This window comes from Companilactobacillus zhachilii (genome assembly GCF_003606365.2).
Lineage (GTDB): Bacteria > Bacillota > Bacilli > Lactobacillales > Lactobacillaceae > Companilactobacillus > Companilactobacillus zhachilii.
On sequence record NZ_CP031933.2, the window covers coordinates 1,123,228 to 1,143,018 of the forward strand.

At 37.0% G+C, this 19,791-nt stretch carries 19 protein-coding genes; 15 read left to right on the forward strand and 4 right to left on the reverse strand.

What is annotated here, in order from left to right; translation table 11 throughout:
- Positions 1 to 96: 96 nt before the first annotated feature.
- Positions 97 to 282, reverse strand: coding sequence for a 50S ribosomal protein L28 (rpmB, locus tag D1B17_RS05015; RefSeq protein ID WP_119326051.1), 186 nt, complete (start codon positions 280 to 282; stop codon positions 97 to 99).
- Positions 283 to 480: 198 nt separating this feature from the next.
- Between rpmB and D1B17_RS05020 the strand changes: the two genes are divergently transcribed.
- The 15 genes from D1B17_RS05020 (at position 481) to rplS (ending at position 17,031) form a co-directional block, all read left to right on the forward strand.
- Positions 481 to 849, forward strand: a complete 369-nt coding sequence (locus D1B17_RS05020) for an Asp23/Gls24 family envelope stress response protein (RefSeq protein WP_120142752.1) — start codon at positions 481 to 483, stop codon at positions 847 to 849.
- Positions 850 to 913: 64 nt separating this feature from the next.
- Entirely contained in the window at positions 914 to 2,548 is a 1,635-nt protein-coding gene (locus tag D1B17_RS05025; RefSeq protein ID WP_166806699.1) for a DAK2 domain-containing protein, read from the forward strand.
- Positions 2,549 to 3,017: 469 nt separating this feature from the next.
- Positions 3,018 to 5,051 carry an ATP-dependent DNA helicase RecG gene (gene recG, locus D1B17_RS05030; protein ID WP_120142750.1) on the forward strand — a complete coding sequence of 678 codons (2,034 nt, stop codon included), beginning with the start codon at positions 3,018 to 3,020 and terminating at the stop codon, positions 5,049 to 5,051.
- Positions 5,052 to 5,068: 17 nt separating this feature from the next.
- Complete coding sequence (gene plsX / locus D1B17_RS05035; RefSeq protein WP_120142749.1) at positions 5,069 to 6,070, forward strand: phosphate acyltransferase PlsX; 1,002 nt, start codon at positions 5,069 to 5,071, stop codon at positions 6,068 to 6,070.
- An 11-nt stretch (positions 6,071 to 6,081) separates the two neighbouring features.
- Positions 6,082 to 6,324 (forward strand): acyl carrier protein, encoded by a 243-nt coding sequence (gene acpP / locus D1B17_RS05040; RefSeq protein WP_120142748.1) that lies wholly within the window; start codon positions 6,082 to 6,084, stop codon positions 6,322 to 6,324.
- 507 nt (positions 6,325 to 6,831) lie between these two features.
- Positions 6,832 to 7,521, forward strand: coding sequence for a ribonuclease III (gene rnc, locus D1B17_RS05045; protein ID WP_120142747.1), 690 nt, complete (start codon positions 6,832 to 6,834; stop codon positions 7,519 to 7,521).
- Positions 7,522 to 7,537: 16 nt separating this feature from the next.
- On the forward strand, positions 7,538 to 11,083 hold the full coding sequence (gene smc, locus D1B17_RS05050; protein ID WP_120142746.1) for a chromosome segregation protein SMC: 3,546 nt from the start codon (positions 7,538 to 7,540) through the stop codon (positions 11,081 to 11,083).
- A 9-nt stretch (positions 11,084 to 11,092) separates the two neighbouring features.
- Complete coding sequence (gene ftsY, locus D1B17_RS05055; RefSeq protein ID WP_120142745.1) at positions 11,093 to 12,568, forward strand: signal recognition particle-docking protein FtsY; 1,476 nt, start codon at positions 11,093 to 11,095, stop codon at positions 12,566 to 12,568.
- A gap of 2 nt (positions 12,569 to 12,570) precedes the next feature.
- A complete protein-coding gene (gene ylxM, locus D1B17_RS05060) occupies positions 12,571 to 12,912 on the forward strand; it encodes a YlxM family DNA-binding protein (protein WP_120142744.1) in 342 nt (113 codons plus the stop codon).
- Positions 12,913 to 12,921: 9 nt separating this feature from the next.
- Positions 12,922 to 14,361, forward strand: a complete 1,440-nt coding sequence (gene ffh / locus D1B17_RS05065) for a signal recognition particle protein (protein WP_120142743.1) — start codon at positions 12,922 to 12,924, stop codon at positions 14,359 to 14,361.
- Positions 14,362 to 14,481: 120 nt separating this feature from the next.
- The gene (locus tag D1B17_RS12855) at positions 14,482 to 14,607 is read left to right on the forward strand and encodes a hypothetical protein (protein ID WP_276606954.1); all 126 of its coding nucleotides are present in this window, start codon (positions 14,482 to 14,484) and stop codon (positions 14,605 to 14,607) included.
- Positions 14,608 to 14,986: 379 nt separating this feature from the next.
- Positions 14,987 to 15,259 carry a 30S ribosomal protein S16 gene (rpsP, locus tag D1B17_RS05070; protein WP_010019451.1) on the forward strand — a complete coding sequence of 91 codons (273 nt, stop codon included), beginning with the start codon at positions 14,987 to 14,989 and terminating at the stop codon, positions 15,257 to 15,259.
- Positions 15,260 to 15,319: 60 nt separating this feature from the next.
- Positions 15,320 to 15,835 (forward strand): ribosome maturation factor RimM, encoded by a 516-nt coding sequence (gene rimM / locus D1B17_RS05075; protein WP_120142742.1) that lies wholly within the window; start codon positions 15,320 to 15,322, stop codon positions 15,833 to 15,835.
- Positions 15,835 to 16,563 (forward strand): tRNA (guanosine(37)-N1)-methyltransferase TrmD, encoded by a 729-nt coding sequence (gene trmD / locus D1B17_RS05080; protein ID WP_120142741.1) that lies wholly within the window; start codon positions 15,835 to 15,837, stop codon positions 16,561 to 16,563. Before rimM ends, trmD begins: the two co-directional genes overlap by 1 nt.
- Positions 16,564 to 16,677: 114 nt before the next feature.
- On the forward strand, positions 16,678 to 17,031 hold the full coding sequence (gene rplS, locus D1B17_RS05085) for a 50S ribosomal protein L19 (protein ID WP_120142740.1): 354 nt from the start codon (positions 16,678 to 16,680) through the stop codon (positions 17,029 to 17,031).
- A 431-nt stretch (positions 17,032 to 17,462) separates the two neighbouring features.
- Here rplS and D1B17_RS05090 read toward each other — a convergent pair whose 3' ends face one another.
- From D1B17_RS05090 to D1B17_RS05100, 3 genes are read right to left on the reverse strand one after another with little or no spacing between them, the layout of a single operon-like run.
- Positions 17,463 to 18,155: an ABC transporter ATP-binding protein gene (locus D1B17_RS05090; RefSeq protein ID WP_120142739.1), complete on the reverse strand. Its 693-nt coding sequence runs from the start codon at positions 18,153 to 18,155 to the stop codon at positions 17,463 to 17,465.
- A gap of 3 nt (positions 18,156 to 18,158) precedes the next feature.
- Complete coding sequence (locus tag D1B17_RS05095; RefSeq protein WP_120142738.1) at positions 18,159 to 19,220, reverse strand: ABC transporter permease; 1,062 nt, start codon at positions 19,218 to 19,220, stop codon at positions 18,159 to 18,161.
- Positions 19,195 to 19,746: a TetR/AcrR family transcriptional regulator gene (locus D1B17_RS05100; protein WP_120142737.1), complete on the reverse strand. Its 552-nt coding sequence runs from the start codon at positions 19,744 to 19,746 to the stop codon at positions 19,195 to 19,197. The genes D1B17_RS05095 and D1B17_RS05100 overlap by 26 nt, the downstream gene beginning before the upstream one ends.
- Positions 19,747 to 19,791: the final 45 nt, after the last annotated feature.

Below are 19,791 nucleotides of genomic sequence, written 5' to 3' on the forward strand. Positions count from 1 at the left end.
TCCCCCCTTAGAGTTACCAAAGTTTACTATAACAGTGTAAAATAAAAAGGACCAACAATATTAATTGCTAGTCCTTTTTAAATCACTAAGTGATAATTATACACGAGTAACTTTTCCTGATTTCAATGCTCTAGCTGAAACCCATACACGTCTAGGCTTACCGTCAACCATAATACGAACTTTTTGCAAGTTTGGCTTCCAAGAACGCTTTGATTGGTTAAGAGCGTGTGAACGCTTGTTACCGAACACTGTTTTACGGCCTGTAATAATATCTTTTGCCATGGGACCGACCTCCTTTGGCTACATGTTTTTTTCTTTAAAATATCACCTGACTAATTTACCATATCTACAAATTGAAATCAATAGAGTATTTAAGGATTAATATGGTTTAATGTTGTTTAAATCTTTAATTCGAAATGTTGCTATGATAGAATTTTATTGTTTATGATAGATTTGGTCCATGAATAGGAGGATCCAGAGATGGCAGTTACAATTAAAACAAAACATGGTGAAATTGATGTTTCAACCAATACTGTTGCCACAATCGTTGGTGGTGCTGCGTCTGATATTTACGGAATCGTAGGTATGGCAAGCAAGAACCAATTCCGTGACGGTATGAATACGATGTTAAACCGAGAAGACTTTTCTCGCGGGATAGTTATTCATCAAGAAGATGGTAAACTGGCCGTTGATGTCTACATAATCGTCGGTTATGGAATTAAGATTTCAGAAGTTGCAAAAAATTTAAAAGAAAAAGTAAAATACAACCTAGAAACAATGCTTGGAACACCAGCTGGCACTGTTAATGTATACGTTCAAGGAATTAAAGTATTGGACGATGTTGAATAGGTAAAGCTGGTTGGAGGGGAAACTTTTGAGCAAAGAACTAATTACAAAAAAAGAATTTTCAGATATGGTGCGTGTCGCATCGCACAGACTTGAAAAGAATGCTAAGTTTGTAAACTCACTTAATGTCTTTCCGGTTCCTGATGGCGATACCGGAACTAATATGAGTTTAACGATTCAAAGCGGTTTTAAGGCCGTAAATGAATCAGAAAGCGATCACGTTGGGACACTTGGCAAAGCGCTTGCTAAGGGCCTTTTGATGGGTGCTCGTGGAAATTCAGGTGTTATTACATCTCAAATTTTCCGTGGCTTTTCAAAAAGTATTGAAAATAAAGATACTTTAACAGCGATGGATCTAGCCAAAGCCTTCGATGATGGTGTTAAGACAGCTTATAAAGCCGTTATGAAACCAGTTGAAGGAACAATTCTTACTGTTGCTAGATTTGGTGCCGAAGCCGGTATGAAGAAAGTTGAAAGTACTAACGATATTGCTGAAGTTATGAAAGCAGTTGTTTCTGGTTCTAAGGTTGGTTTGGAAAAGACACCATCATTATTGCCAGTTTTGAAAGAAGTTGGCGTTGTTGATTCCGGTGGTCAAGGACTTGTTTTCATTTATGAAGGTTTTCTAGAAGGCTTGACTGGTCAAAGTGGCAATGAAGAATATATTCCTGACGAACGTGATATGACTGAAATGGTCAATGCTAGTCACCATCAATCAGTTCAAGGCCAATTCAGTACTGATGAAATCAAAAATGGTTACTGTACTGAGATGATGGTTGAGTTAGGTAAGAACCCAACGACTGATGAAAAATTTGATAACGAAAAATTACGTAATTATTTAGACGGCATTGGTGATTCTTTGATTTGTGTGTCTGATGATGAAGTAGTCAAAGTTCATGTTCATACTAACTATCCTTATAAAGTTTGGGCAGCTGGTAGAAAATATGGTGCTTTAGTTAAAATCAAGATTGATAACATGCGTTTACAACACGAAACAATTGTTGATGAAGATGAGCCAGTCGCAGAACCAGTTGCACAAGAACCAATTGATTATGCAGTTATTGCTGTATCATCAGGTGCTGGTTTGACTGAATTGTTCAAGAGTCTTGGTGTTACACATGTCATTAGTGGTGGACAAACAATGAATCCATCAACAAATGACATCGTTGATGCTATCAATAAGTCGAATGCTAAACGTGCTTTAGTATTGCCAAATAACGGTAATATCATTATGGCTGCCAAGCAAGCAGTTGATCTAGTTGATATTCCAGTAGCAATCGTTGGTTCTAAGACAATTTCTCAAGGTATGACAGCTATGCTTTCATTTAACCCTGAGGCCGAATTAGACGAAAACGAAGAAAATATGGAAGATTCATTGGATACTGTTAAGAGTGGTCAAATCACTCAAGCTATTCGTGATACTGAAATCGATGGTTTGAAGATTACCAAAGGTCACTATATGGGAATCGTCGACGGCAAGATTTTAGTTGATGACGAAGATATCGTCGCTGGAACTGAAAAAATGCTTGATAAGATGATTGATGAAGACAGTGAAGTTATTACGATCCTTATTGGTGAAGATGGTAATGAAACCGATGCTCAAAAATTTGCAGATTATCTTGAAGATAAATATGCTGATTTAGAGACAGAAATTCATCAAGGTGATCAACCAGTTTATCCATATTTAATTTCAGTTGAATAATAATTTATGAAGGAGGCAGTGATGAAACGGTTCGTTTTGTCATAGCCTTTTTCGTTTTTTAACTAAATTTCTTGTTCTCTCCGGCTAGTTTATTTTTAGATTTGGAATCTATGGTTGAATGTCTCGAATTTCACAGTGTCAAATAGAATATAAGTTATTTGTAAAAATGATTGAAAAGGTTAGTGGACTTTAATTTGTTTTTAAGGTCTGACGGTTTTGTAGATAAAAATATGTAATGCGTGGTGCTAGTTGTTTTTTTTGACTACGGATTTAAACTGAATTTTAAAATCAAAATATATTCCGTATCCTATAACTTTAATCGTCAGTGACATAATGATACTTAAAATTATTCACTATTAATTCAAAGCAATGAATGAACTAGCCCAAAATCGCTTGCTCTTGGAGACGGCATATTTAATTAACACTAAGTATTATGTAAATATTTTCTAGAGAAAAGGAGGAGAAGTTTATGGATCTGAGGAAAATTTCATTAGCTGAATTACCAGGAGTTGGTCCGAAGAAATTAGAGGCCTTGCAATCACTTGGTATCAATAATGTTTATGATTTGTTATTTTATTTTCCTTTTCGCTATGAGGATATGCAGGCTAAGTCACTGGATGACGCAGCTGATCAGGAAAAGATTTTATTGAAAGGTGTCGTTGCAAGCGAACCGGTCGTTTCAAGGTTTGGCTACAAGAAGACACGTTTAAATGTCAGAATTTTGGTAGATAATGAATCGGTCATGGTAACATTTTTCAATCAGCCATGGTTAAAGGATAAGTTTGAAACAGGTACTGATGTGGCAGTTTATGGTAAATGGAATGAAAATCGTCGTTCCTTGATGGGGATGAAAGTTATCGATATCCATGGAAATTCGGTGGATTCGGTTTATTCGGTTAATAAAAATATTCATCAAAAAACTTTGATTAATTTGATTAAGGTGGCCTACGAAAAATATCATGATCAAATTGATACGGTGGTTCCTGCCTATATCAGGACTAAATACAAGCTCTTGGATGATGTCCAGATTGTTTCGGGAATTCATTTTCCCAAAAACCAAGAGCAAGGTGATGAAGCCAGAAGAAGTGCCAAGTTTCGGGAATTCTTCTTGTTTCAATGTGGCTTGCAAAGTATTAAGCGTAATGATGAGAAACAAAATGTTGGTATTGTAGAAAAATACGATCATGATTTTATCGGTAAATTTATTGGTGATTTACCTTTTCAATTAACGGATGCACAAAATCGAGTTGTTAGAGAAATCTTGGCTGATATGGAATCAACGCATCATATGAATCGCCTGTTGCAAGGGGATGTTGGTTCTGGTAAAACAATTGTATCTGTTATTGCGATGTTAGCCGCGGTAACGGCAGGTTATCAAGCAGCCATTATGGCTCCAACTGAAATTCTGGCGCAACAACATTTTGATAAAATTGGTAAGTTACTAGCTCCACTGCATATTAGAACTGCCTTGTTAACTGGCTCTTTGACAAAAAAGGAACATGATTTTATTGCTGGTGATATCGAGAATGGAAAAACTAATATTATCGTTGGAACGCATGCTTTGATTCAAGATAGTGTTGATTTTAAAGATCTAGGATTCATCGTAATTGATGAGCAGCATCGATTTGGCGTTAATCAACGTAAAGCTTTGCGTGAAAAGGGACAAAATCCTGACGTCTTAGCTATGACTGCAACGCCAATTCCAAGAACTCTGGCTATTACAACTTATGGGGATATGGATGTTTCCCGAATTGATCAATTGCCTGCCGGTCGTAAAAAGGTAGAAACATATTGGATTAGAAGTCAAAAAATTGAACAAATGTATCACTTTGTAACAAAAGAGTTGAATGACGGGGCACAAGTCTATGTTGTAACGCCCTTGATTTCTGAGTCAGAAACGATGGATTTGAAAAATGCGGAATTGATTTATGATAAATTCACTGAATTATTTGGTAAAAAGTATCATATTGGAATTTTGCATGGTCAAATGCCCAATGACCAAAAAGAAGCTGTGATGAAAGATTTTTCTGATAAAAAAATTGATGTGCTCGTTTCCACAACGGTGATTGAAGTTGGTGTCGATGTACCAAATGCATCGGTTATGGTAATATATGATGCTAATCGTTTCGGTTTGTCACAATTACACCAGTTGCGTGGCCGTGTTGGTCGTGGTGAAAAACAATCATATTGTATCTTAATTGCTGATCCTAAAAATGAGTCAGCAACTGAACGAATGAAAATTTTGACCTCGACAAATGATGGCTTTGTTTTAGCCGAAGAGGATTTGAAAATGCGTGGGGCTGGGGATCTGCTGGGTAACCGGCAATCTGGTTTGCCAGAGTTTAAAGTTGGAAATCCAGTCAACGATATCAATATCCTCGAAGTGGCTCAGGAAGAAGCTAGTCAACTGTTTGAAAATGAAGCTTTGATGAATAGTCCTGAAACTAAGGCTTTGAAGTCATTTATAAATGATGAATATGAACAATTAAATAATTTTGATTAGATTAGTGAGGAAATAAAATGAAAATAGCTGTTGATGCTATGGGTGGCGACAATGCCCCTCAAGTTATTGTTGAAGGAATTGAACGTGCTCGTGATGAGTGGAAAGATTTAGAATTTGTACTCTATGGTAAAGAATCAGCCATCAAAGAATATTTGAAAAATGATGAACGTATTTCAATCGTCCATACTGATGAAGAAATTTTAGGAACTGATGAACCAGTTAAGGCAATTCGTTCTAAGAAAAATGCATCTATGGTTTTAGCTGCCAAATCAGTTAAAGATGGTGAAAATGATGCTTTATTCTCACTTGGTAATACAGGGGCATTGTTAGCTGCCGGTATTTTCATTGTTGGCCGGATTAAACAAGTGTCACGCCCAGCCTTAATGCCTACTTTGCCAGCAGTCAACTCACCAAAGGGTGTTAATATGCTTGATGTGGGAGCAAATGCCGAAGCTAAAGCTTCATATTTACAACAGTGGGCAATTATGGGTTCCATTTATGCCCGTGATGTTAAAAAAATCGATAATCCACGAGTGGCTTTGTTGAATAATGGGACTGAATATGACAAGGGCGATACGATGCACAAAGAAGCTTATCAATTGCTGAAAGATACTGAAGGCATCAACTTTATCGGTAACATTGAATCAGGCAGTATTTTAGCAGGTGATGCCGATGTTATCGTTACTGACGGATTTACAGGAAACGCTGCTTTGAAGGCTACTGAGGGGACTGCTACGATTCTTTTGAGTCAATTGAAAGATGCCTTGCTAAATAATGGTATTTTTACTAAAATGGGTGCAGCTATCGTTGCTCCATCACTGAAAGGTATGCGAAAGATGTTTGATACATCACAAGCAGGTGGAGCTGTTTTACTTGGGTTGAAATCGCCAGTTGTCAAAGCCCATGGTGCCGCTGATAGTAAGACAGTCTATTATACTGTTAAACAAATTTATGATATGTTAACTAACGATACAATTAACAAAGCTAATAAATATTTTGAAAAAATGAGTGAAGAATAAGGAGAAACTCCATGACAGAACAAGAAGTTTTTGACAAAATCGTTAAATTAATCGCTGACAAATTTGAAGTCGATGCATCAACAATTACAAAAGAAACATCATTTTCCAAAGATCTTGACGCTGATTCAATAGACCTTGTTGAATTTGTGCTTGAACTAGAAGATGAATTTGGTTCAGAGATTCCAGATGACGACGCCGAAAAAATTACAACCGTTGGTGAAGCTGTAGATTATATTTCATCACATCAAAAATAAGGCCAGATGGTCTTTTTTTTTATTTAGGGGTGCCGCCTCCGGGGGTGATAAATATGGCTTGCTATGGGGACCGGTGCGAGCCAAGGTCTCGCACCTCGATTTTGAACCTTGCATAAACCGCAAGTTTCAAAACTCGCCCCGTGGTGTAAGCACTAAAGTGCTAACGCCACCTTCACAGCAAGCCATATTTATCACCCCCGAAGGCTAGTGTATTAGTGGTATGATTATTTTTTTAATAAGCTTTTGAGTTAATGAAAAATCCAGCCGGAAGTGCTGAGAAATAGTTACTGGCAGTGAAAGTGGTGTTAGGACGGCTGTTTTTGCCGTTCTTACAGCACCAGGCGTGTTTGGAGACTTGCTTGCAAGGCTTCAAACCGAGACTCAAGACCTTGGCTTGAGTCGGTCCGCATAGCAGTTAAATCCTCTCATATCCGGAAACGGCATAACTCATTAGTTATTTAGGATAAAAGTTTAGTATAATTAAAGTTATTGGAAAGGGGACACGTTATGTTAGATCCAAAGTTCTTGGAATTTTTAGATGAGAAATATGGAATTAAGTTTAACAATAAGCATTTGGTTGAAAGAGCAATGACTCATTCATCCTTTGATAATGAACACAAAGGTTTAGGTATCGGCGATTATGAACGGCTTGAGTTCTTAGGAGATGCGGTGCTAGAAATTAACATTTCACGATACCTTTTTGAAAAGTATCCTCAATTACCAGAAGGTAAATTAACCCGTTTAAGATCTGATATTGTTCGGACGGATAGTTTTGCTCGTTTTGCTAAAGAAATTCAAATTGATAAGTATTTATTGATTGGTAAAGGTGAAGAAAAGCAAGGTGCTCGTCAAAGACATACTTTGTTGGAAGATATCTTTGAAGCCTTTAATGGCGCTTTGTATCTTGACCAAGGTAATGAAATGGTTGATGATTTCCTCAAGAAAGTCGTCTATCCACACATTGATTCAGGTGAGTTTTCTGAAGATACAGATTTCAAGACTCATTTACAAGAAAGATTACAACAATCTGGCGAAGTTGAAATTGACTACAAGGTTATCGACGAAGAAGGTCCAGATCATGACAAGAAGTTCAAAGTTGAATTGATTGCTAATGGTAGGATTTTGTCCAAAGGATTGGGATATAGTAAAAAGCATGCTGAACAAATGGCAGCTAAGCGAGCATTAGAAGAATTATAGGAGTGGTTTTTAGTTTATGCCTTTAAAATCATTAACGATCAATGGGTTTAAATCTTTTGCTGATAAGACAAAGATTGACTTCACCAGTGGAATTACTGGAATTGTTGGGCCCAACGGGAGTGGAAAATCAAATATTACTGAAGCCATTCGTTGGGTAATGGGTGAACAATCAGCAAAAAGCTTACGTGGAGACAAAATGGTCGATGTGATTTTTGCTGGGAGCGATACACGTCCACAAATGAATCGGGCGGAAGTCGTTTTAGAATTCGATAATCGTAACAAAGAACTCAAATCGTCCCAGGATGATCTGGTAATTTGTCGTCGATTATTTAGAAATGGTGATACTGAATTTTTAATTAATAATAAGCAGTGTCGTTTACGCGATATTACGGAATTATTTATGGACTCGGGGATGGGAAAACAGTCGTTTTCAATTATTTCTCAGGGACGAGTTGAAGCTATTTTCAATAGTAAGCCAGTCGAGAGACGAACAATTATTGAAGAATCAGCTGGAGTATCACTTTTTAAGCAAAAGAAGCAACAAGCTGAAAACAAATTATCTGAAACAACTGATAATCTCCATCGTGTATCAGATATCGTTTCAGAATTGTCGAAACAAGTTGAACCTTTGAAAGAACAAGCAAGTATTGCTCGTGACTATAAAGAACAAAAGAGTAAATATGATAGTATCTATCAAAAGATTTTGACGATTGAAGTTAAGAATCTTTCGGCTCAAAAGCATCAGATTGAAAAAGATTTACGTGAAGTAAAGATGAGTCTGCAAAATATTTCTCGACAAGTCAAAATTGCCAATAAACAAGTTGAAGATAATAATCAAGCAGTCCATGAATTGACGGAAAAAATTGATGATCATCAAGCTAAATTGACTGAGTCAACGAAGACACTCGAAATATATAATGGTAAAGTCGCTGTTGCTGATGAACGTAATGGTTTTAATTCATCAAATAAACAGTCATTAACACGCCAATTGACCAGCTTACAGACTAGTCAAACAACTAATCAGGAAAAATTGGCAGAATCTAACCAAAAATTATCAGAATGTGTTGCCAAAATTAAAGATTTTGAAAAGCAATTAGCTGATATTCAACAATTGAAGAAAAAAACACCGGCAGATTTACAGAAAAATATTGCTGATTTACGAAATGATTATGTTAATTTACTTCAGTCACAAGTTTCAAACAATAACGAGCAGAAATTTTCACAACGTCAGCTTGAACGAGTTGAAGCTTCAATTAAAGAACAACAAAGTCAATTAACTGAAGTCACTGAAAACTTAAACAGTTCAAAGACTGATAATGATTCCATCAATCAACAAGTCAAGCAATTGGTCGATGATAACAAGTCATTATTAGAACGCGAGCAACAATTGGATAAAGCTATTGCTGAAATTACTGAGACTGGTAAAAATGAAAATAGTAATTATTTGAAGATTTTAGAAAACCTTCAAGAAATTAAAGCCCGTAAGCGTGTTTTGGAAAATATGGAACAGGAACATGCTGGCTTTTTTGAAGGCGCTAAGAATGTTTTAAATAACAGTCAACAAATTAATGGTATTGTTGGTGCGGTTGCAGAATTGATTTCTGTTCCGAAGCAATATCAATTGGCGATTGAAACTGTTGTCAGCAATCAACTGCAATCAATTGTTACAGAAGATGAGACTGCCGCTAAAAAGGCGATTGCCTATCTAAGACAAAGTCGTGGTGGTCGTGCTACTTTCTTGCCATTAAATATTATTCAACCCCGGAATATTTATGCTAATGATTTGAACAAAGCTGAAATGGTCGCAGGTTTTGTTGGAGTCGCTAGTGATTTAGTTAAATATGATAGTAAGGTTGAAAACATTGTTAAAAATATTTTGGGTAATTTGTTAATTGCTGAAAATATTGATGTGGCTACGAAGATTTCGGCGGCCGTTAATCGCAAGTATCGTGTCGTAACGCTGGATGGTAACGTCGTCAATGCCGGTGGTTCCTTAACTGGTGGTCAACAACGTCGAGTTAATTCAAGTATTTTGACACGTAAGGATGAATTGAAATCATTAACGAGTGAGCTTTCTAAGCAAGAATTGTTGATGGATCAAAAACAACAAACAGTTCAAGAATTGCGTCAACAGTTGATGAACTATAATGCCGAGAAGAAGACGGTTGATGAGAAGTTAGCTCAATTTAATGCTGAGAAGAGCCATTTTGAAAATGAGATTTCAACTTATCAAAATGAGGCCAAACATTTTAGTGAACGTTTGGAAGTTATCAAGTATAACCTTTCGAAGAGTCAGTCCGAAAAAGCTGAGTTACAAACTAGCTTAAAAACTCAAAAAGAAGCTGCTACAAAGGTCAGTCAAGAAATTGAGCAAACACAAGCAGAAATTGACCAAAAACAAAAGATGTTAACAGACTTTGATGCTGAGTTGCAATCAATCAATCATCAAGAACAAGACATCCAAACTAAGCTGGCGGTTGTTAAGAGTAATCACGATAATGAAGCTGCTCAAAACCAGGATTTAAAAGCTAATACTGAACAGGTTCAGACACAAATTTCCGAAATTCAAAATCAACTTACAGTTCTTGATTCTGAACGAAGCCAGTTGGACCTTAATAGTACCGAAGTTAAAAATCATATTACTGAACTTAAGTCAGAAATTGCTAAACTTCAAAAAGTAGTAACTGACTTGAAAGCTGAACGTGAAAAGCAACAAGCCTTATCGACAGAATTAAATAGTAAAGCACAACGTAACTTTGATTTACAAAAAACAGCATCAGATCAACAAGAAACGTTAGCCATTCAAAATACAAAATTATCGAATCAAATCGATAGTCGTTTAGATACATTGTCACAAGATTATCAGTTAACGTATGAAGCATCATTATTAGCGTTGAAGCAAGAAGACTATGACCCTGATGAATTGCAAAAAGAAGCTCGTCTTTTGAAGATGGGTATCGAAGAATTGGGAACGGTTAATTTGTCTGCCATCGAAGAGTACGATAAAGTTAAAGATCGTTATGAATTTTTAACACAGCAACAAAATGATTTATTACAAGCACGTGCACAATTACTTGATACAATGTCAGAGATGGACAAGGAAGTCACGACCCGCTTTAAGAAAACGTTTGATGAAGTTGCAACAGCTTTTGAGGATATTTTCCCCGAAATGTTTGCCGGCGGGCGGGCTAAACTAGTTCTGACCGAACCTGATAATCTTTTGGAAACAGGGATTGAAATCATTGCTCAACCACCTGGGAAGAAGTTCCAGCGTTTGAGTCTATTATCTGGTGGTGAAAAAGCCTTAACTGCTATTACTTTGTTATTTGCAATTATCAAAGTAAAGCCAGTGCCATTCTGTATTTTGGATGAAGTTGAGGCTTCACTTGATGATGCTAATGTTTATCGTTTTGCCAATTATTTGAATCAATATGACGCTAACACTGAATTTATTGTTATTACTCACCGTAAAGGAACAATGATGAATGTTAACCGTTTGTATGGTGTAACAATGGAAGAATCTGGTGTTTCACGGATGTTATCCGTAAATGTTAAAGAATAGGAGTTAATAATGGGATTATTTGATCGAATTAAAAAAGCCTTTACCGGTAAAGATGACTCTGAAGATAAAGAATTAGAAAAGAAATCTCAAGAAGAATCTACCCAAGAATCTGACCAAAATGCTGAATCAACTACTGATGAACAAGCAGCAAAAACGACCTCAAAAGAAGAAACAGCTGTCGATGAAACTCCACAAGTAGAATCAGAAGAACCAAAGGAACCTGAAACAGATGATGAAGCAAAAGAAAGTTTCAAAGAAACAACTGAAACAGTTAACCCTGAACCTGAAAAGACAGAGACAGCTGAGAAAGCCGCTCCTGAAAAATCAGAAGAACCTGTTAATGATGAAGCAAAAACTTCAACTGAAGTTGAACCAGAAGACACTAAGACTGAATCAGAACCTGACAAGGAATCAGAGCCAACTGACACTGAGGTAGTTGATTCTGAGACAACTGGTTCTAAAGAAACTGCGACTGAAAAAGAACCTTCAGATGATGAAGAATTTGAGACTGAACCAGAAACTGATGAACCTAAAGATGATGTTAAAGAATACGATGAAGGTTTAAAGAAGAGTCGTAATTCCTTTAGCTCACGTTTAAATCGTTTCCTAGCAAACTTTAGAAGTGTTGATGAAGATTTCTTTGATGACTTGGAAGAATTATTGATTGAATCTGATGTTGGTTACGAAACTGCTATGCGTATTTCTGATGAATTACGTGAGGAAGTTAAGTTAGAAAATGCCAAGAAAAAATCAGATGTTTCGAATGTTATTGTTAAAAAATTAGTTGATATGTATGGTGAAGAAGGCAAAGAAGAAGATAATTCTTTGAAATTCAGTGCTGATAAGACACCAACTGTTTTCTTGTTTGTTGGTGTTAATGGTGCGGGTAAAACTACTACAGTTGGTAAACTTGCTCACCGCTATAAGGAACAAGGTAAGAAAGTTTTACTAGCTGCTGCTGATACATTTAGAGCTGGTGCGATTGAACAATTGCAAGAATGGGGTAAGCGCGATGGAGTTGACGTTCAAGCAAGTAAAGCCCATACCGACCCAGCTTCAGTTGTTTACGATGCCGTTCAACGTGCAGTCAATGATGATTATGATATTTTACTAGTTGATACGGCTGGTCGTTTGCAAAATAAAGAAGGACTTATGCGTGAGCTAGAAAAAATTAAACGTGTTATCACTCGTGAATTACCAGATGCACCACAAGAAGTCTTGTTGGTTCTTGACGGTTCAACTGGGCAAAACGCTTTGAGTCAAGCTAAGCAATTTAAAGAAACAACAGATGTTTCAGGAATTGTTTTGACGAAACTTGATGGTAGTTCTCAAGGTGGGGTTGTTTTGGCAATCCGTAATGAATTACATATTCCAGTTAAACTAGTTGGTTTAGGTGAACAGATGGATGATCTGCGTGATTTTGATCCAGAGAAATTCATCTATGGCTTGTTTAAGGAATTAATTGTTGGGTCATCTGCCAAATAATTATGAATATTGATGAAACGACACGAGTGAATTTGTTATATAATTTTTATCATTCTTTGCTGACCAAAAAGCAAAGTCGCTATCTGGATCTTTATTACGTCGAGGATTTTTCACTCAGTGAGATTGCAGAACAACTCGATGTTTCACGGCAAGCGGTTTTAGATAATTTGCATCGTTCAGTCAATTTGCTAGAATCGTATGAGAAAGAGCTTGGTCTGATTGAAAAGACACAGGAGATCGATGATATTTCGGAGAAGTTAGATCAACTTGTGCAGACCAAATATGCGAATGATAAAGAATTACTAGATTTAGTACGAAGAATTTCGAAAATAAATGAAATGTAGGAGTAGAGTATGGCTTTTGAAGGATTAAGCGAACGCTTGAACAAAGTTTTCTCCTCACTAAGAGGTAAAGGTAAGCTTTCTGACGAAGATATTCGTAAAGTAATGCGTGAAGTACGAATGGCATTATTGGAAGCGGATGTTAACTTTGACGTTGTTAAAAAATTCGTCAAATCTGTTAGAGAACGTGCCTTAGGCGCCGAAGTAATGGAAAGTTTGACGCCATCACAACAAGTTGTCAAAATTGTTGATGAAGAATTAACTAAGATCATGGGACAAGAAGCTGTTCCATTGAATAAATCTAAGCATATCCCAACAATTATCATGATGGTTGGTCTACAAGGTGCTGGTAAAACTACCACAGCTGGTAAATTAGCTAATCGTTTGAAATCAACTGAAAAAGCTCGTCCATTGTTTATCGCTGGGGATGTTTATCGTCCTGCTGCCGTTGAACAGTTGAAGACTATTGGTCAACAACTAGACGCGCCAGTATATGACGAAGGAACCGACCATGATCCCGTTGATATCGTGCGCAATGGTTTAAAGGTCGCTGCAGAAAATAAGAACGATTACGTTATTATCGATACTGCCGGTCGTTTGGAAATTGATGAACAGTTGATGGAAGAACTTCAACGTATCAAAGACTTAGCACATCCAGATGAAATTTTGTTTGTTGCTGATTCAATGACTGGTCAAGTAGCAGCTAAAGTTGCCCATGGATTTGATGAACAATTAGATATTACCGGTGTTGTTTTGACGAAGTTGGATGGTGATACCCGTGGTGGTGCCGCTCTTTCAATTCGTGACGTTACGGGTAAGCCAATCAAGTTCATTGGACAAGGTGAAAAACTTGACCAATTAGATGTCTTCCATCCTGATCGTATGGCTAACCGTATCCTTGGTATGGGTGACATGCTAACTTTGATTGAAAAAGCCCAAACAGATTACGATGAAAAACAAGCTCAACAAGTAGCTGAAAAGATTCGTGAGAATAGTTTTGATTTTAATGACTTTATTGATCAAATGGATCAAATTCAAAAGATGGGTCCATTGGATGAAATCATGAAGATGATTCCAGGGATGGCGAACAATCCTGCTTTAGCTAATATCAATATTGGTGAAAAAGATATTGCCCATTTGAAGGCCATCGTTTACTCAATGACACCAGCAGAACGTGAAGATCCAGACATGTTGAATCCATCACGCCGTCGTAGAATTGCTGCAGGTTCTGGTCAAAGCGTGCAAAATGTTAATCGGATGATTAAGCAATTTAAACAATCACGTGACATGATGAACAAGATGAGTAAAGGTAACATGGCTGGAATGGATCAATTGATGGGTAATGGTGTCCAAGGTCGTCTGGGTAAGATGGCTATGCATTCAATGATTCGTAAGAATAAGAAAAACAAGAAGAAACGTTTGAAGAAGATTAAGAGATTTAAGTCGAAATAAGGGTTCCGCCTCCAGGAGCACGAATTTAGGTCGCTATGGGGACCGGTTGGAGCCAAGGTCTCCAACCTCGCTTTTGAACCTCGCAAAGTACGCGAATTTCAAAAGTCGTCCCGTGGTGTAATGGCTAAAGCCATAACGCCACATTCACAGCGACCTAAATTCGTGCTCCTTCCGGCTAGTTTGTTCTTTGTTTTAGATAATTGGTCGGATAATTTAGGTATCGTAGTGTTGATTTCTAATGATTAGTGTAAACATCGGGATTATCTTAAGTGATGGCCGGTGTTTTTACTTTTTATAAAAGAGTATTAATGAAGATATTTTTAGTTCGGTGATTGAATACGAATTGATAACTAGTCGGAGGAGCAGAGAAAACTGCAACTGACAGTGAAAGTGGCGTTACGGCTTTAGCCGTTACACCACCGGGCGTATTTGGAGACTTGCTTGCAAGGCTTCAAATCGAGAGACGAGACCTTGGCTCGGCTCGGTCCGCACTGTCAATTGCAGTTTTCTTTGCTCCGGAGACAATATATTTAAAAAAATCACTCAAGTGTAAAGAAAAAAACTTTACAGCAGTTATATTTTTGTGTATACTAACAAAGTTAAGTATTTAGGAGGAAACAAACATATGTCAGTTAAGATTAGAATGAAACGTATGGGTAGTAAATTACGCCCATTTTATAGATTAGTTGTTGCAGATTCACGTTCACCACGTGATGGTCGTTTTATCGAACAAGTTGGTTACTACAACCCAATCTCACAACCAGAAGAAATTAAATTAGACGATGACAAGATCGTTGAATGGTTAAACAAAGGTGCACAACCTTCAGATACTGTTCGTCACTTGTTGAAACAACACGGAATTATGCAAAAGTTCCACGAAAGCAAATTCACAAAATAGTAATTTTTGATGGGACCAGACATGTGTTGTCGTGGTCCTATTTTTATTCATGGAGGAAAAATGACCGAAAAATTATATCGAGTTGGTACAATCGTCAATACTCATGGTATTAAAGGCGAATTGAGAATAATCCCCATTACTGATTTTCCAGAAGATCGTTTCAAGTCGGGTGCTAAGCTCTATTTGAAAAACAAAGATCAAGTGACTGAATTTACAGTTGAATCTTCACGTCCACACAAGAGTTTTATTTTGGTGAAAATGAAGGGTTACGATAATATCAATGATGTTGAAAAATTTGTTAAATCAGAATTATTTGCCGATGGTGAAGAAGTTTCTGGTCTTAATGAAGGCGAATTTCTATATCGTCAAATCATTGGATTAACCGTTATTGATAAAGACTTAGGTGAAGTTGGTAAAATTTCTGAGATCATGGAATTAGGTTCTAATGACGTTTGGGTCGTTAAGAGTCCTCAGTACAAGGAGATTTTGCTACCTTATATTGATGACGTTATTAAAGAGGTCGATCTTGATAATGGCGTTGTCAAAGTAGAAATACCGGATGGGTTGATAGATTAATGGATATTACAATTTTAAGCATTTTTCCAAAAATGTTTCAGGCTTTGGATCAATCATTGATTGGTAAAGCTCAAGAAAAAGATCTTGTGAATATTGATGTCGTCGATTTTCGTGATTTTACAACTAACAAACAAAATCACGTTGACGATGCTCCTTACGGTGGTGGGGCTGGTATGTTGTTACAAGCCCAACCAATTTACGATGCTATGGATTATGTTGAAAGGAAAAAGCCGGGTAAGAAACGAGTTGTGTTACTTGATCCAGCCGGTAAAACTTTCAATACAAAAATGGCTCGTGATTTTGCTAAGGAAGATCAATTGGTTTTTATTTGCGGTCACTATGAAGGTTTTGACGAACGTGTCAAAGACTTAGTGACAGATGAAGTATCGATTGGTGATTATATTTTGACTGGTGGGGAACTACCAACGATGAGTATGATTGATGCCACCTTGCGCTTTGTACCAGGCGTGCTAGGCAATTCTTTCTCAGCTGAGGAGGAATCATTCTCTAATAACTTATTGGAATACCCACAATACTCACGTCCAGCCGATTTCCGTGGGAAAAAGGTGCCTGAAGTATTAACTAGTGGTGATCATGAAAAAATTCGTGTCTGGCGTTTAACACAGGCCTTGAAGAAGACCTTAGAGCGTCGACCTGATTTGTTAGAGAATGCAGATTTGACTGATGAAGAGCAAAAATTGTTACGAAAAATTCGTCAAAATAACTAGTTTACAATCGTGTTCAAATAAAGTATCATATTAAGAGTGTTTGAACACACATATTAACGATATTCCGCTGTGTATCAAAGGATATATAAGAGTGTCGGCAGGGAGAAATTATTTATGAATAAATTGATTCAAGATATTACAAAAGAACAATTACGTTCTGACATTCCTGACTTCCGTAGTGGTGACACTGTTCGTGTCCACGCTAAGGTTGTTGAAGGTAGCCGCGAACGTATCCAATTATTCGAAGGTGTCGTTATTAAGAGACATGGTGCTGGTATCAGTGCTACTTACACTGTTCGTAAGATGAGTAATGGTGTTGGTGTTGAAAGAACATTCCCATTAAACACACCTCGTGTAGAACAAATCGAAGTTATCAGACATGGTCGTGTACGTCGTAGCAAGCTTTACTACCTACGTGCTCGTACAGGTAAGGCTGCTCGTATTAAAGAACGTCGTCGTGACATTTAATTTAATACTAAAAGCTTTTAAAAAAACCGTATTCTCAAAGAGAGTACGGTTTTTTTGGTTCTTTCTTAATTTTGGTTATAGAATCGAATATAAAAAGGCTAGATATGTTTTCCTGATATAAATTAAGAAAAAGCATCTAGCTTTTTACTCATATTCAATTTCAAATAATGTGTAATCTCTTTATCGAATCGATTAGTTATACCGTATAAAAAATAATGAATACATTAGTCCCTGGGTGCAAGGAATGTTGGCAGCAGTGAAGGTGGCGTTATGGCTTTAGCCCTTACACCACGGGACGAGTTTTGAATTTGCGTACTTTGCGAAGTTCAAAATCGAGACCTGAGACCTTGGCTCAGGTCGGTCCCCACAGCGCCAACATTTCTTGCGCCCAGAGACGGCAATTAACCAAATTCAAGAAAGAATCAGTTTTTTTAGTTGGTCATTTTATTCTTGTTTTCCAAAGTCATTTGACCGTCCATAATTTTATAGACATTATCAGCAAAATCAGTCAGCCGTAAGTCGTGGGTAACAATAACAACCGCAGTGTTTTGTTCGCGTGCTAGATCCTGAAAAATTTTGCCCACTTCGATAACACGTTCACTGTCGAGGGCGGCCGTTGGTTCATCAGCAAGTAAAATATCCGGACGCGTATACAGAGCGCGAGCAATGGCGACACGTTGATTTTGGCCGCCAGATAATTCGCCGGGGTATTTATTTTCTAATTCTCTGATTCCTAGCTTGTCTAAAAGTTTTTCGAGTGAAAGGTTGGATAAGTTATGATTCTTTTTGACTTTCTTAACCAATTTGAATTGTTCTTTGACGGTGAGATAAGGGACCAAACTATACGATTGTAAGACGAAGCCAATTTTATTTAGCCGCAGTGCATCTCGTTGCTTGTTTGACATCGTTTTAACAGCATGTCCTTCTAACTGTACTGTTCCGTCACTCGGTGTCTGTAATCCGCCAGCAATGGTTAAAAAGGTGCTTTTACCGGAGCCAGATGGTCCAATGACAAGATTAACTTCACCTTTTTTAGCGGTGAAATTGATATCCTTGAGAACGTGCACTCGACTCGTACCTGTTCCAAAGTATTTGTTGATATTAGTTAATTGTAAAGTTATCATTTTTTAACCTCCGATAACACTGACAGGATCGACGTTGAGAATAATTTTAATCGGGATTAGTGAACCTAATAGACCAGTTAAAATAAGTCCAAAGCCAACAGCTGAAAGAATGGGAATATTGAAACTCATTGGTACAGTAGCGGGCATAATGAGAGCAGTGGCTGCTGTTAGGACGGTAGCGATAATCAATCCGCCCACAACAAGAATAATTGATTGAGAAATTGTTGCATTGATAAGTGTTTTGGAAGGTATACCTTGAGCTCTTAAAACAGCATAGTTTTGAATTTTTTGGATTGTTAAGATGTACAAAAAGACTGCGATAACGATCAAAGAAATAATCATTAAGAAACCAATCATGAAAGTAAAAGTCGAGTTTTGAGCTGAATACCCTGGAAGCTTATTGACAAAAGCAGTTGTTGAATAGGTTTTTAATTGATTTTGATCTATTTTGAAGTTGGCATTTCTTGAAACAATTGCACTAGCTTTAAAGGAACTATTGAGATTTTTGATTGCTTGCCAACTTGCTAAATCGCCGTACACTACTGGTGCAATATTTAACTTGGCATTTTTAACAAAGCCGACAATTGTGTAGTTAGTTGAGGCTGAATTGAATTTAATTTTGTCACCTAATTTGTAACCATCATTCTTAAATTGTTCATCGACAACAACTTGGTTCTTTTGTTTGATTTTATGACCGGAACTGAGCTGTAAGTTTTTAGCAATGAATTGCTGAGTATCAAGTCCTAAAAATTGAGCTGATTCTTTAGTCAGGCCATCTTTTTTTGCAACAACTGCCGCTTGACCTAGATAAGCTTCATCTTTGGTTATTTTGGCATTCTTAAGCTCATTTTTAGTCAATAATGATTGCGTCAAATTAGTATTGGTATCCTTATCTAGAACAATACTATTGATTTTCCAAGAATTAATTGCATCGGTGTTTTGATTGGCCAGTCCCATGGACAAACTAGTTAAAATGAAGATTAAGTAGCCGATTAAAACAATCATTCCAATGATAAGTCCGTATCTAAATTTCTCTTTTTTAATTTCCTTCAGTGATAGAAACATGTTTTTTGTCCTCTTTAGCTATTGCCTGTAAAACATTGGCTAATTTTTCTAAAATTATTTTTTGATTGTCAGGGGCAATCAGGATTTGCTTAATTGCATCATGAATCATAACTTGAGTCGCCCAGTGAAATTCATCTTCAGTTATCAAGTGATTATTGAAAGGTGTCATAAAAAGCGACTCATTGTGAAGTAAATGCATTTTAACGAGTGCAAAATAACGACTATTGGTACTTTTTTCGACAAAGTCACGGACTTGCTCGATATACTCACTCGGACGGAGTTTTTCTGTTGATTCAGTGGCGATGTCTTGATGAATATCTTTTAAGGCATAGTGATATAAATAGCTGTAAGCATCTTTTAAGTCGTCGAAGTATTTGTAAAAGGCACCACGGGCGATACCAGATTCTTGTACGATGCGTGAAACTTGTGCTTCCGATAGACTATGATTTGAAAATTCATTAAGTAATGCATCGGTAATCAATTCTTTTTTGTGATCGTTTAAATTAATAAAAGTAGTGGAAACCATATTTTTCTCCTTTGTGACACGATGTCACTTTTATTATGCTGCTAG

Coding starts and splice junctions, on each gene's coding strand:
- rpmB (WP_119326051.1), bottom strand. CDS start 282: ATGGCAAAAGATATTATTACAGGCCGTAAAACAGTGTTCGGTAACAAG.
- ylxM (WP_120142744.1), top strand. CDS start 12,571: ATGAATATTGATGAAACGACACGAGTGAATTTGTTATATAATTTTTAT.
- smc (WP_120142746.1), top strand. CDS start 7,538: ATGCCTTTAAAATCATTAACGATCAATGGGTTTAAATCTTTTGCTGAT.
- acpP (WP_120142748.1), top strand. CDS start 6,082: ATGACAGAACAAGAAGTTTTTGACAAAATCGTTAAATTAATCGCTGAC.
- ffh (WP_120142743.1), top strand. CDS start 12,922: ATGGCTTTTGAAGGATTAAGCGAACGCTTGAACAAAGTTTTCTCCTCA.
- plsX (WP_120142749.1), top strand. CDS start 5,069: ATGAAAATAGCTGTTGATGCTATGGGTGGCGACAATGCCCCTCAAGTT.
- rimM (WP_120142742.1), top strand. CDS start 15,320: ATGACCGAAAAATTATATCGAGTTGGTACAATCGTCAATACTCATGGT.
- D1B17_RS05095 (WP_120142738.1), bottom strand. CDS start 19,220: ATGTTTCTATCACTGAAGGAAATTAAAAAAGAGAAATTTAGATACGGA.
- trmD (WP_120142741.1), top strand. CDS start 15,835: ATGGATATTACAATTTTAAGCATTTTTCCAAAAATGTTTCAGGCTTTG.
- rplS (WP_120142740.1), top strand. CDS start 16,678: ATGAATAAATTGATTCAAGATATTACAAAAGAACAATTACGTTCTGAC.
- rnc (WP_120142747.1), top strand. CDS start 6,832: ATGTTAGATCCAAAGTTCTTGGAATTTTTAGATGAGAAATATGGAATT.
- D1B17_RS05020 (WP_120142752.1), top strand. CDS start 481: ATGGCAGTTACAATTAAAACAAAACATGGTGAAATTGATGTTTCAACC.
- D1B17_RS05025 (WP_166806699.1), top strand. CDS start 914: ATGGTGCGTGTCGCATCGCACAGACTTGAAAAGAATGCTAAGTTTGTA.
- D1B17_RS05100 (WP_120142737.1), bottom strand. CDS start 19,746: ATGGTTTCCACTACTTTTATTAATTTAAACGATCACAAAAAAGAATTG.
- recG (WP_120142750.1), top strand. CDS start 3,018: ATGGATCTGAGGAAAATTTCATTAGCTGAATTACCAGGAGTTGGTCCG.
- D1B17_RS12855 (WP_276606954.1), top strand. CDS start 14,482: ATGGCTAAAGCCATAACGCCACATTCACAGCGACCTAAATTCGTGCTC.
- ftsY (WP_120142745.1), top strand. CDS start 11,093: ATGGGATTATTTGATCGAATTAAAAAAGCCTTTACCGGTAAAGATGAC.
- D1B17_RS05090 (WP_120142739.1), bottom strand. CDS start 18,155: ATGATAACTTTACAATTAACTAATATCAACAAATACTTTGGAACAGGT.
- rpsP (WP_010019451.1), top strand. CDS start 14,987: ATGTCAGTTAAGATTAGAATGAAACGTATGGGTAGTAAATTACGCCCA.